Origin of the sequence: Microbacterium sp. GCM10027623 (assembly GCF_042666935.1) — a bacterium.
GTDB lineage: Bacteria > Actinomycetota > Actinomycetes > Actinomycetales > Microbacteriaceae > Microbacterium.
The window spans coordinates 1,310,940-1,322,614 of the sequence record NZ_JBHTHE010000001.1 but is presented as its reverse complement, the minus strand read 5'-3'; the positions used below and the strand labels follow the sequence as shown (position 1 = coordinate 1,322,614).

Below are 11,675 nucleotides of genomic sequence, written 5' to 3'. Positions count from 1 at the left end.
CACCGGAGTGTCGGAAAGGGCAGGGCGATCTCACGCGGATCGCCCTGCCCTCGCCGTATGTCCTGTTCTCGAGAGCCCATGACGATGCCCGGGGAGCGCAGCCGCTAGGGTCGCGGGATGACGCGCGACTTCATGACGGACCCCGGGCAGCTGCGAGACCTGGAGGGGCAGCAGTACGTCGTGCTGCGTCCGGTCGGCGCTGTCATGCGGGAGTTCGACCGGGTGCAAGATGCTGCGTGTCAGCGTCTCGGTGACAGCGTGCGCTACCCGGGCGCCGCGCACGTCACGCTGCGCGGCCTGTACGAGCCGGAGCGCGTCGACGCGGTGCGCGCCGTCGTGCAGGAGTGGGCGGCGCAGCAGCATCCGATCGACATCGTCTACGAGGCGGTGGACTCCTTCCCCGCACCGTGGCAGATCGTCATCGCCCGACTCGGGCGCACGCCCGCGCTGCTGCATGCCTACACGTCACTGACCGATGCGCTGAACACCACCGACCTGCGCCGCATCGGCGAGCTGCCGCTCGAGGAGTGGATCTTCCACCTCTCCACCGTCTACGCCAAGGCCCTGGATGCCGAACCCTGGGCGCAGCTGGCGTCCGACATCCGTCACGACTACCCGACGCCGCCCGCCGAGACGATCTCCGAGGCCGAGTTCGTGACGTATTCCGGCGGCGTCGAGCACCGCGAGGTGATCGCGTTCGGGGGTGGGCTCACACGCGGGTGAAGTCGCGCGCCGCGTGTGAGCAGAACCTGGAGCGACCTGATCATCCGGTCGTCGATGCCGACGGCCGGTCAACCCCGCTTCGTGACGGTCTTCCTGAGGAGGATGAGCGGCAGCAGCCACGTGCCCAGCGCCGTGATAATCCAGATGATCAGCGTGGCGAGTATCCAGGTCGCGACACCGAAGATGTGCAGGCCGCCCGGGAACAGCGACGCGATCAGCAGCGCGACGAACGTGGAGACCAGGCCGACCCCGCCCAGGATGGCGTTCGCATGCTTGCGCGCCAGGTTGAAGATCAGCGGGGTGAGCGCCGCCTGCGCGATCGCGAACACGAGGACCGCGGTCAGGAAGCCGCTCAGCGAGAGGTCGAAGTCGGGCAGCGCCCAGAAGCACACCAGCAGCGCGACGGCGACCGTCCCGAGGGAGATCGCGATGCGGATCAGGAATCGCGTCATGCCGTGATGCTACTGCCGGCCACGGCGTGGCGGCGGGGTGAAAGGAGCGGAATGCCGGTCAGGGAAGCCGGTTGACCGACATCCGGCTCCCACCACGCCGGCGGACGGGCCGACCGGCCGGCGGACGGGCCGACCGGCGGGCCGACCGGCGGGCGGACCGGGCGGAGCCGGGGCTCAGCTCAGGCCGGAGTACGCGTGCAGGCCTTTGAAGAACACGTTCACGATCGTGAAGTTGAAGATGACGGACGCGAAGCCGACGATCGACAGCCAGGCGGAGGGGGTGCCGCGCCAGCCGCGCGTCGCCCGCGCGTGGATGTAGCCGGCATACAGCACCCAGATGATGAACGTCCAGGTCTCCTTGACGTCGAAGCCCCAGTAGCGACCCCAGGCGTCCTGCGCCCAGATCGAGCCCGCGATGAGCGTGAACGTCCAGAAGATGAAGCCGACGACCGCGAAGCGGTACGCGAGGTTCTCGAGACGCACCGTGTCGGGCAGGGTGCGGAGGAACCCGGGGCCCGCGTTCTCGATGCCCTCGGCCGTCCGCCGCTCACGACGCGCCTGCAGCAGCTGCACGACGGAGAGCGCGAAGGCCAGCGCGAGCACGCCCACCGACAGCGAGGCGACGAAGACGTGGATGATGAGCCATATCGACTTGAGCGGATCGACGAGCGGCGTGACCTCGACATAGAAGTTCGCGGCAGCGGCGCCCAGCAGCACCAGCACGAGTCCGGCGATGAAGGTGCCCAGGTAGCGCAGGTCGATACGGGTGAGCACCACCAGGTATACGAGCACGATCAGCAGCGTGCCGATCATGGCGAACTCGTAGAGGTTGGCCCATGGGACGCGCCCGGCGGCGATGCCCCGCGTGACGGTCGCGGTCAGGTGGAACAGCCAGCCCAGGATCATCAGCGAGGTGCCGATCCGCGCCATGACGAAGCGCTGCTTCACCGGCGCGGTGCCGTCGGCATCCGCAGCATCCGCGGGCGCGGCCGTGACCGAGCCGTCCGCCATCACCAGCATGCGCTCCTCGACCTTCACGGCGGAGGAGCGCCGTGCCAGATCGAACGCGTACACGATGAACGCGCCGGCGTAGATGGCGATGGCCGTCCACAGCGTCAGGATCGAGAGGGAATCCAGGTCGGGCATGTCATGCTCCCTTCACGGTGTGCCGCGGGGCGACTGCGTCGAGCAGCCGCTCGTGTCCGCGGACGAGGTCGTCCACGGCGGCGGAGAGTGTGGGGTCCTCGCCTCGCGCGAGGCCAGCGTACTCCAGGTGGACGGTGTCTTCGGATGCTGTCGCCTTGACCCACATGCGACGGCGGGGCACGAACAGGGCGAGCCCGAGCCCGGACAGGGCGAGCAGGGCGAAGACCAGCACCCAGACCGCCGAGTCGTCATGGTGGATCTGCAGCGAGACGTAGCGCTTCACGGACTGCGTGAAGTCCTCGGCTCCCGCGGGTGCCTCGTTCTCGAACGTGACCGTTCCCAGTCCGTTCGGCAGGTCGGCGGTCTCGCCCGGCTGCATCTGGATCGACTTCACGTCGGTGTCGCGACCGGTGAGCTTGGTCATGTCCTGCGTGTCGAGCTGGTACACCGACACGGGTGTGCCGCTGTCGATGCCCAGGTCGCCCTCGTAGACGTCGAGGGTCAGCAGCGGGATGTTCACGGCGCCGTGGGCCGAGGTGAACGCCCCGGAGTCGAGCTTGACCGCCGTCGGGTAGAAGAAGCCGACGAAGCCGATCTGCTCGGGCATCCCGTCGGGGATCTTCACGACACCGAGCGAGGTCATGTTGCTGTCCTGCGGGAGGAATTCGATCGCCTGGCTGAGCACCTTCTCGCCCTGCGCGTTGCGTACGGTGAGGGTCGGCGCATAGCCGTTTCCGAGCAGGTAGATCTTGTCGCCGCCGACACCCAGCGGGTGGTTCACCTGGACGGTGCCGTCGGTCTTCGACCCGTCGGGTTCGCGCACGCTCAGGTTGGCCTGGAAGTCGCCCGCCTGCCCGGCGCCCGGCTGGCCGAAGTCCTGATACGTCACGTCGAAGGACTTCAGGGTGAGCGCGTACGGGTCCAGGGCGTCGTCGGTGACGAAGCGCCCGCGGTTGATCGAGTTGTAATCGATCAGGGCGTTCACGAAGGTCTGGCCTTCGACGATCACCTTCTGCCCGGTGTACGCGTAGTTGCCCCCGATGCCCACAGTGATCAGCACCCCCACCAGGGCGATGTGGAACACCAGGTTCCCGGTCTCGCGCCAGTAGCCTCGCTCGGCCGACACCGACCACGTGCGGCTCCGTCCGGAGGGCTGGTCATAGCGGGCGACTCGGTACCCCAGCGCCTTGAGCTGCTTCTCCGCGATGTCGATGGACGCCGCCGCCTCGGCATCCGTGGTCACGGAGTCCGCCGACCCTTCGACAGGCTCGGGGACCCAGCGCCTCGACCGGTGATCCTCCAGTCGCGCCAGCCGTGCCGGGGTGCGCGGCGGAAGCGCGCGCAGCGCCTTGAGGTGGTGCTTGATGCGCGGGATGATGCAGCCGATCAGCGAGATGAACAGCAGCAGGTAGATCGCCGAGAACCACGGCGAGGAGTACACGTCGAACAGGCTGAGCTTGTCGAGGACCGGGAACAGGTCCGGATTGTCGGTCCTGTACTTCAGCACGCCGTTGGGATCGGCGGAGCGCTGCGGGAAGATCGAACCGGGGATCGCCGCGATGGCGAGGATCAGCAGCAGCACCAGGGCGACGCGCATCGACGTCAGCTGGCGCCAGCCCCAGCGCAGCCAGCCGGTGAAGCCGAGCTTCGGCTGGGCGACGCCGTCCTCGACGGGTGCGGCCGAGTCGATGTGGTCGGCGGGGCGGAGCGGGTCGGATGCCGCGGAGGACCCGTCCTGTGCTGCGCGCGCCTTCTTGGCGCCGGCCGCCTTCCCGACGCTCTTCGCGCCGTCAGAGGGGGAGGATGACACTGCCCATCACCGCCGTCAGTCTCGACATGATCTGTGTCCACACACCGGTCACCATCAGCAGGCCGAGAGCGATCAGGAGCGCCCCGCCGATGATGTTGACCGTGCGGATGTGGCGCCGCATGAACGCGGTCGCCGAGGTCGCCCAGCCGAAGCCGAGGGCGACCAGGAGGAAGGGGATGCCGAGGCCCAGCGAGTATGCGACGCCCAGCAGCGCGGCGCGCCAGGGGTCGCCCAGCGTCCATCCGACGCTGATGATCGCGCCCAGCGTCGGACCCGTGCAGGGCGCCCAGCCGATGGCGAGCGTGATGCCGAGCAGCGGTGCACCGACCAGTCCGGTCGTGGAGTTCACGTGCAGCTTGAACTCGCGCTGCGCGAAGCCGAAGAGTCCGAGGAACACCAGTCCCATCAGGACCACGACGGCCCCGAGGATGCGAGTGATCAGTTCGCCCCACTGCAGCAGGAACACGGATGCCGCGCCGCCGATCACCGTGTAGGCGACGAACACGACCGTGAAGCCCGCGATGAACAGCAGCACGCCCAGCAGCATCCGACGTCTGGCCTGCCTCGCGGTCCCGGTCGCCGGGCCTGTCGAAGGGCCTGTCGAGGCTGTCGAGGCGCCCGCCGCTCCCCCGATGAACCCGAGGTAGCCGGGCACGAGCGGCAGGATGCACGGGGAGAGGAACGACACGAGACCGGCCGCGAGCGCCAGGGGGATGGCGAGCCAGAGTGCACCGGCGCCGATCACGGCATCCGGAGTCACGCCTTCTCCTCGAGCGCGTCCTGGATCAGGGTCGACAGGATCGAGGTGCCGTCGATCGGTCCGATGATCCGGGCGGCGACCCTCCCCTGCCTGTCGAGCACGAGGGTGGTCGGCGGGGCCTGAATGGGCGTGACCTTCGCGAAGGCGAGCTTGGCCTGGCCGGTGTCGGCATCCATCAGGCTCGGGTAGGTGATGCCGTACTTCTCGGCGAAGGCACGGGCGGTGTCGGCCTGGTCGTAGATGTTGACACCGATGAAGGAGACGTCGTCGCCCTGGTGCTTCTGCCAGACGGCTTCGAGATCGTCGGCCTCGATGCGGCAGGGACCGCAGCCCGCGTACCAGAAGTTCACGACGGTGACGTCTCCGCTGATGTCCGCACTGGAGAAGGACGTGCCGCCGTCGGTGGTGCCGCCGAACTCGACGGGCTCACCGCGCCTGTCGGCGGGGATCTCCACGACGCGGAAGTCCGCCGTCGTGTAGGCCTTCTGATCGCCGTTCAGGTAGGCCTCGGTGGCCGGATCGGGAGCGCACGCGCTCAGGCCGATCGCGAGCGTCGCAGCGAGCGCTGCAGCGGCGATGCGCCAGGCGCCGCGAAGGGAACGGGCAGGCGAGGACACGCTGGGAATCGTACGCGTGAATCCTATGGGCGCTCTGAAACGGCGGCAGTCCCGGACGGGCTTCAGACTGCGCCGAGATCGATCCCCGATGCTGCCGGCTCGGCGTAGTCGACCTCGCGCCACACGTCGCCCACGCGCTCGAAGCTGGTGACACTGGAGAGGGCGCAGCGTCGAGTGCGCGGGTCGTGCCGCAGCGGCAGGCCGGCGATCGCGAGGTGAGCGATCCAGATCGGCGCCTGATGCGAGACGAGGACGACGTCGCCGTCCTCCGGCGAGTTCATCGCCTCGTGCCAGCGCTCGTCCATCGCATCCCGCATCCGGGCGACGATGGCCGCGTACGGCTCGCCCCAGCTCGGCAGCGACGGCCGACGCAGATGCCGCCAGTTGCGCGGGTCGCGCAGCGCGCGCCGCATCCGCTTGCCCTCGAACACATTGGTCGGTTCGATGATGCGCTCATCGAGCGCCGGCGTCAACCCGAACTCCTCCGCGAACGGTGCGGCCGACTCCTGCGCGCGCTCCAGAGGTGAGCACCGCAGGTCGATCACCCGGCGGCCGAGCGATGCCACATGGTCGGCCGCCGCCTGCGCCATCGCTCTGCCCGCGTCGCTGAGGTGGTAGTCGGGCAGGCGTCCGTAGAGCACGCCGGCGGGATTGTGGACTTCGCCATGGCGAACCAGGTGGAGTCGGGATACGGGCATGCGGCCAGTCTACGAGGGCAGAGCGCTCGCCTAGAATGGCGGGGTTCCCTTATCCGATCAGGAGGAAAATCCGTGCTTCGCACCCACACGGCCGGCTCACTGCGAGCCGAGCACATCGGTCAGACCGTCACTCTTTCGGGCTGGGTCGATCGTCGCCGCGATCACGGAGGCGTCGCATTCATCGATCTTCGGGACGCATCCGGCATCGCCCAGGTCGTCATCCGCGATGAAGAGGTCGCGCACCCGCTGCGCAGCGAGTTCGTCCTGAAGGTGACCGGCGAGGTCTCGCGCCGCCCGGCCGGAAACGAGAACCCGAACCTTCCCACCGGGGAGATCGAGCTCATCGCCTCCGAGGTCGTCGTGCTGAACGAGTCGGCCCCGCTCCCCTTCCCGGTCTCCAGCGGGCTGGCTGAGTCCGACCCGGTCGGCGAGGAGGTGCGTCTCAAGCACCGCTACCTCGACCTGCGTCGTCCGGACCCCGCGGCCGCCATGCGCCTGCGCTCGGACGTCTACAAGGCGATCCGCGACGAACTGCACAACCGCGAGTTCGTCGAGATCGAGACGCCCACGCTCACCCGCTCCACCCCCGAGGGCGCGCGTGACTTCGTCGTGCCCGCCCGCCTGCACCCGGGCAGCTGGTACGCCCTGCCGCAGTCGCCGCAGCTGTTCAAGCAGCTGCTGATGGTGGGCGGTGTGGAGAAGTACTACCAGATCGCTCGCTGCTACCGCGATGAGGACTTCCGCGCCGACCGGCAGCCGGAGTTCACGCAGCTGGACATCGAGATGAGCTTCGTCGAGCAGGAGGACGTCATCGAGATGATGGAGTCCCTCGTCGTCGCGATGTGGAAGACCATCGACGTCGACGTGCAGACCCCGCTGCCGCGGATGACGTACGCCGACGCCATGTCGAAGTACGGCTCGGACAAGCCCGACCTGCGCTTCGGTCTGGAGCTCGTCGAGGCCACCGAGTACTTCAGCGAGACCCCGTTCCGCGTGTTCCAGTCGGAGTACGTCGGCGCGGTGCTGATGCCCGGCGGCGCGTCGCAGCCGCGCAAGACGCTGGATGCCTGGCAGGACTGGGCCAAGCAGCGCGGCGCACGCGGACTCGCGTACGTGCTGTTCAACGAGGACGGCACCCTCGGCGGCCCGGTCGCCAAGAACCTGTCCGAGGCGGAGCAGGCCGGCCTCGCCGAGCTCGTGGGCGCCGCGCCCGGTGACTGCGCGTTCTTCGCCGCGGGTGAGACCAAGGCGAGCCGTGCTCTGCTCGGCGCCGCCCGCGTGGAGATCGGCCGCCGCCTGGAGCTGCTCGACCCGGACGAGTTCGCCTTCACCTGGGTCGTCGACGCGCCGATGTTCGAGTCCGCGTCGGATGCCGTCGCCTCCGGCGACGTGGCGGTCGGTGCGGGCGCCTGGACCGCCGTGCACCACGCGTTCACCGGCCCCAAGCCCGAGTTCGAGGACACGTTCGACACCGACCCGGGCTCGGCTCTGGCCTACGCGTACGACATCGTGTGCAACGGCTCCGAGCTGGGCGGCGGATCGATCCGCATCCACCGCGAGGACATCCAGAAGCGCGTCTTCCAGGTGATGGGCATCAGCGAGGAGCAGGCCGACGAGAAGTTCGGCTTCCTGCTCGAGGCGTTCAAGTTCGGCGCTCCCCCGCACGGCGGGATCGCGCTGGGCATGGACCGCGTCATGCAGCACCTGACCAAGACCGACTCGATCCGCGAGGTGATCGCGTTCCCGAAGTCCGGCAACGGCTTCGACCCGCTCACCGAGGCGCCCGCTCCGATCACCCCGGAGCAGCGCGCCGAGGCCGGCGTCGACTTCGTCGCGGAGGATGCCGAGGCGTAGGAGTTCACCGCAGCATCGCCGCCCCTGCTCATCCCCCTGGATGAGCAGGGGCGGCGTCGTCCAGCGGGGCCGCGATGCGGGTGGCGGAGGTCAGCCGGTGAGGGCGGGAGCGATGTTCTCGCTCCAGACGTCCATGCCGAGCTTGCCGATCAGCAGCACCACGACGATCAGGAACACCACGCGGATGAAGGTGGAGCCGCGCGCGATCGCCATCCGCGAGCCCAGATAGCTGCCCGCGATGTTCGCGACGGCGAGGATCCCGCCCAGCAGCCACAGCACCGCGCCGTGCGGGATGAACAGCAGCAGCGCCCCGGTGTTGGTGGCGAGGTTGACGATCTTCGACTTGGCGCTGGCCTGCAGGAAGTCATAGCCCATCAGCGCCACCAGAGTGATGACCAGGAACGTGCCGGTGCCCGGCCCGATGAGGCCGTCGTAGAAACCGATCACGAGCCCCGAGAGGCCCGCGGCGACGTGGTGACGCCTCCCGTGGAAGCGCAGTCTCGTCGCGGCCCCGAGCTCGGGCCTGAAGGTCGTGAACAGCGCCACGGCGAGCAGGGCGACGACGATGATGGGCTTGAAGGCGGATGCCGGGAGCACGATCGCCACGGCGGCCCCGGCGAACGATCCGGCGAGCGCGACGCCCGCCATCGGCAGAGCGGTGCGCAGATCGGGCTTCGCCCGCCGGTAGTACGTGGCCGTACTGGTAGCCGTACCCGCCACCCCCGCGAGTTTGTTCGTGGCCAGCGCCTGCACCGGCGTGATGCCGGGGATCAGCAGCAGGGCGGGCAGCTGCAGCAGACCGCCCCCGCCGACGACGGCATCGATCCATCCGGCGCCGAAGGACGCGGCGACGATGAGGACGAGCATGCCCCAGCTGAGCTGTTCCAGGCCGACGAGTGCTCCGATGTCCACGCGTCAGGCGATCCGGAGGCGGTGCGATGACATGACAACAGTCAATCAGGTGATACCGGTCCGCGAGAATCGCCGTGCGGCGTGAGTATCGGCCTGCCAGCGCGCTTCTCGCGCGACAGGCCGATTCTCGCGGCGGGTGCGGGTGCGGGTGCGGCTACAGCACGCGCGACAGGAAGTCCTGCGTGCGCGGATGCTGGGGGTTGGCCAGCACCTCCCGCGGGTCGCCCTGCTCGAGGATGTGACCGCCGTCCATGAAGATCAGGCGTGAGCCGACCTCACGGGCGAAGCCCATCTCGTGCGTGACGACCAGCATCGTCATGCCCTCGTCCGCCAGGGTGCGCATCACCTGCAGCACTTCGCCCACCAGCTCGGGGTCGAGCGCGGAGGTGGGCTCGTCGAAGAGCATCATGTCGGGGTTCATGCACAGCGCTCGCGCGATCGCCACACGCTGCTGCTGGCCGCCGGAGAGATGGCTCGGGTAGGCGCCCGCCTTCTCGGCCAGCCCGACGCGGGCGAGCATCTCCTGCGCGACCTGCTCGGCCTCGGCCTTCGAGCGCTTCTTGACCCGTCGCTGGGCGATCGTCAGGTTGCCCAGCACGGTCATGTGCGGGAACAGGTTGAAGCTCTGGAACACCATGCCGATGCGCTGGCGCACCCGGTCGATGTCGGTCTCCTCGTCGGTGACGTCGATCCCCTCGATGAGGATGTGGCCCCCGGTCGGCTCCTCGAGCAGGTTCACCGAACGCAGCAGCGTCGACTTGCCCGAGCCCGACGGACCGATGATGCAGACGACCTCGCCGCCGCGCACCGTCAGGTCGATGCCCTTGAGCACCTCGTTGTCCCCGAAGTGCTTGACCAGTCCCTGGATGTCGATCGCCGGGGCATGGACGTCGATCAGATCCGTGCTCATCGTTCCCTCGCCATCCGCCGCTCGAGCCACGCCGTGAAGCGCGTGAGCGGAATCGTCACGATCAGGTACAGCAGCGCCGCCATGATCAGCGGCGTGCCGTTGGCGTACATGGTGTTGGCATCCCGCGCGAAGCTGGTGAGCTCCTTCGACCAGATGAAGGTCCCCGCGATGAACAGCAGCGAGGTGTCCTTCAGCAGCAGCACGAACTCGTTGGTCAGCGGCGGGATGATGATCCGGAACCCCTGCGGCAGGACGATGAAGATCATGGTCTTCATCGGGGACATTCCCAGAGATCGCGAAGCCTCGGTCTGCCCCTTCGGCACCGCCTGGATGCCGGCGCGGATCACCTCGGCCATGTACGCCGACGCCACCAGGATCAATCCGATCAGCCCGGCGCCGACCGGACCGCCCGGCGGCTTGATGCCGAACGCGATCGGCAGGATGAACGCCATCGCGAAGATCGTCAGCAGCGCGGGCAGTCCCCGGAAGAGTTCGATCCACACGGTCGCGAACCACCGGAACGGCGCGATGATCGACAGCTTCATCAGGGCGAACACGACGCCCAGCAGCAAACCTCCGGCGAACGCGATCAACGTGAACAGCACCGTGTTGCGCAGAGCCACGATGATGATGTCGGGGAACAGCGTCGCCGCGACCTCGAGATCGAAGAACTGCTTGGTGATCCTCGGCCAGTCGGTGGCCACCGCGATGAGCGCGATCAGCGCGATGAACAGCGCGTACATGGAGTACCGGTACAGCCGGCTCCTGGTCCTCCGCTTCAATGCCATCGGAGCGGACCTCCTATCTGCCCGAGTCGCTTACTTCGCGGCGAAATAGGTGTCGTAGATGGTGTCGTAGTCGCCGCTGTCGCGCAGTTCCTCGAGCGCCTTGTTCACGGCCTCGCGCAGCGCATCCTTCTCACCCTTGGCGAATGCGAACCCGTAGGACTCGTCCGTGTTGTACTCCTCGACGATCTTGTACGTGTCGTCGGCCTTCTCGTGCTCGATGTTGACCGGCTGGTCCTGCAGGATCGCGTCGATCTGCCCGGCCTGCAGCGCCGGCCACAGCTCGGCGTCGCCGGGGTACTGCACGAGAGTCGCGTCGGTGGCGTTCGCCTTCGCGTAGCTCTCGCCGGTCGTTCCCTGCTGGACTCCGACGTTCTTGCCTGCGAGGTCAGAGATGCTCGTGATGCCGGAGTCGACGCTGGTCAGCAGCGACTGCAGGGAGTCGTAGTACGGGTCGGAGAAGTCGATCTTCTTCTTGCGATCCTCGGTGATCGTCATGGCCGAGGCGCCCATGTCGCAGGTGCCGGCGATGAGCGTCGTGCCCGACTGGAGTCCGTCGAAGCTGACGTCCTGCACGCTGAGCTCGAGGTCGAGCTTCTGCGCGATGGCGTAGGCCAGGTCGATGTCGAAGCCCGTGTACCCGGTGCCGTTGTCGCCGCCCTCGAACTCGAAGGGGACGTAGGGCACCTCGGAGCAGATCGTCAGCGTGCCCGCCTCGACGAGGCCGTAGTCGGGGCCGGAAGCCGCAGGGTTGTCGCCGCCTCCGTCGCCGTCGGAACCCGGGTTGCCGGCGCAGCCGGACAGAACGAGCACAGCGGCGGCCGCGATGGCGGTGCCGAGAAGCAGAGGACGACGGTTCATGGTCACTCCTGTGTGACGGGGCTTGCGCCCAGGGATACGGGTTTCATTCATCTTGGCATGTGCTCCTGTCCGACGACCACCGCGCGGAGGGCCCACGCTGTTACGATTGTGTTGCGAGAGTGCACAGTAGTGACCGGCAGACTGTTC

The 11,675-nt window shown here is 68.2% G+C and carries 12 protein-coding genes; 2 read left to right on the top strand and 10 right to left on the bottom strand.

What is annotated here, in order from left to right; genetic code table 11:
- Positions 1-117: 117 nt before the first annotated feature.
- Positions 118-723 (top strand): 2'-5' RNA ligase family protein, encoded by a 606-nt coding sequence (locus ACFQY2_RS06030; RefSeq protein ID WP_378744748.1) that lies wholly within the window; start codon positions 118-120, stop codon positions 721-723.
- A gap of 68 nt (positions 724-791) precedes the next feature.
- On the opposite strand, the gene ACFQY2_RS06025 is transcribed toward ACFQY2_RS06030, so the two are convergent.
- From ACFQY2_RS06025 to ACFQY2_RS06000, 6 genes are all read right to left on the bottom strand, one after another.
- Positions 792-1,175: a hypothetical protein gene (locus ACFQY2_RS06025; protein WP_378744747.1), complete on the bottom strand. Its 384-nt coding sequence runs from the start codon at positions 1,173-1,175 to the stop codon at positions 792-794.
- Between the two features lie 174 nt (positions 1,176-1,349).
- Positions 1,350-2,321 (bottom strand): c-type cytochrome biogenesis protein CcsB, encoded by a 972-nt coding sequence (gene ccsB / locus ACFQY2_RS06020; protein WP_378744746.1) that lies wholly within the window; start codon positions 2,319-2,321, stop codon positions 1,350-1,352.
- A 1-nt stretch (position 2,322) separates the two neighbouring features.
- Positions 2,323-4,131 (bottom strand): cytochrome c biogenesis protein ResB, encoded by a 1,809-nt coding sequence (locus ACFQY2_RS06015; protein WP_378744744.1) that lies wholly within the window; start codon positions 4,129-4,131, stop codon positions 2,323-2,325.
- Positions 4,112-4,891, bottom strand: a complete 780-nt coding sequence (locus ACFQY2_RS06010; RefSeq protein WP_378744743.1) for a cytochrome c biogenesis CcdA family protein — start codon at positions 4,889-4,891, stop codon at positions 4,112-4,114. The genes ACFQY2_RS06015 and ACFQY2_RS06010 overlap by 20 nt, the downstream gene beginning before the upstream one ends.
- Complete coding sequence (locus ACFQY2_RS06005; protein WP_378744742.1) at positions 4,888-5,508, bottom strand: TlpA family protein disulfide reductase; 621 nt, start codon at positions 5,506-5,508, stop codon at positions 4,888-4,890. Before ACFQY2_RS06005 ends, ACFQY2_RS06010 begins: the two co-directional genes overlap by 4 nt.
- A 62-nt stretch (positions 5,509-5,570) precedes the next feature.
- Positions 5,571-6,206: a histidine phosphatase family protein gene (locus ACFQY2_RS06000; protein WP_378744741.1), complete on the bottom strand. Its 636-nt coding sequence runs from the start codon at positions 6,204-6,206 to the stop codon at positions 5,571-5,573.
- 72 nt (positions 6,207-6,278) lie between these two features.
- Between ACFQY2_RS06000 and aspS the strand changes: the two genes are divergently transcribed.
- Positions 6,279-8,060: an aspartate--tRNA ligase gene (gene aspS, locus ACFQY2_RS05995; RefSeq protein ID WP_378744740.1), complete on the top strand. Its 1,782-nt coding sequence runs from the start codon at positions 6,279-6,281 to the stop codon at positions 8,058-8,060.
- Positions 8,061-8,150: 90 nt separating this feature from the next.
- On the opposite strand, the gene ACFQY2_RS05990 is transcribed toward aspS, so the two are convergent.
- The 4 genes from ACFQY2_RS05990 to ACFQY2_RS05975 all read right to left on the bottom strand — a co-directional run bounded on the left by ACFQY2_RS05990 (position 8,151) and on the right by ACFQY2_RS05975 (position 11,528).
- Entirely contained in the window at positions 8,151-8,927 is a 777-nt protein-coding gene (locus ACFQY2_RS05990; protein ID WP_378745039.1) for a sulfite exporter TauE/SafE family protein, read from the bottom strand.
- Between the two features lie 199 nt (positions 8,928-9,126).
- Positions 9,127-9,882: an amino acid ABC transporter ATP-binding protein gene (locus tag ACFQY2_RS05985; protein WP_378744739.1), complete on the bottom strand. Its 756-nt coding sequence runs from the start codon at positions 9,880-9,882 to the stop codon at positions 9,127-9,129.
- On the bottom strand, positions 9,879-10,670 hold the full coding sequence (locus ACFQY2_RS05980; RefSeq protein ID WP_378744738.1) for an amino acid ABC transporter permease: 792 nt from the start codon (positions 10,668-10,670) through the stop codon (positions 9,879-9,881). Before ACFQY2_RS05980 ends, ACFQY2_RS05985 begins: the two co-directional genes overlap by 4 nt.
- A gap of 30 nt (positions 10,671-10,700) precedes the next feature.
- Positions 10,701-11,528, bottom strand: coding sequence for an ABC transporter substrate-binding protein (locus ACFQY2_RS05975; protein ID WP_378744737.1), 828 nt, complete (start codon positions 11,526-11,528; stop codon positions 10,701-10,703).
- Between the last annotated feature and the right edge of the window lie 147 nt (positions 11,529-11,675).

What these genes read in the sequence shown, in the direction of transcription:
- ACFQY2_RS06030 (WP_378744748.1), top strand. Translation starts at nt 118, where the DNA reads ATGACGCGCGACTTCATGACGGACCCCGGGCAGCTGCGAGACCTGGAG.
- ACFQY2_RS06025 (WP_378744747.1), bottom strand. Translation starts at nt 1,175, where the DNA reads ATGACGCGATTCCTGATCCGCATCGCGATCTCCCTCGGGACGGTCGCC.
- ccsB (WP_378744746.1), bottom strand. Translation starts at nt 2,321, where the DNA reads ATGCCCGACCTGGATTCCCTCTCGATCCTGACGCTGTGGACGGCCATC.
- ACFQY2_RS06000 (WP_378744741.1), bottom strand. Translation starts at nt 6,206, where the DNA reads ATGCCCGTATCCCGACTCCACCTGGTTCGCCATGGCGAAGTCCACAAT.
- ACFQY2_RS05990 (WP_378745039.1), bottom strand. Translation starts at nt 8,927, where the DNA reads ATGCTCGTCCTCATCGTCGCCGCGTCCTTCGGCGCCGGATGGATCGAT.
- ACFQY2_RS05985 (WP_378744739.1), bottom strand. Translation starts at nt 9,882, where the DNA reads ATGAGCACGGATCTGATCGACGTCCATGCCCCGGCGATCGACATCCAG.
- ACFQY2_RS05980 (WP_378744738.1), bottom strand. Translation starts at nt 10,670, where the DNA reads ATGGCATTGAAGCGGAGGACCAGGAGCCGGCTGTACCGGTACTCCATG.
- ACFQY2_RS05975 (WP_378744737.1), bottom strand. Translation starts at nt 11,528, where the DNA reads ATGAACCGTCGTCCTCTGCTTCTCGGCACCGCCATCGCGGCCGCCGCT.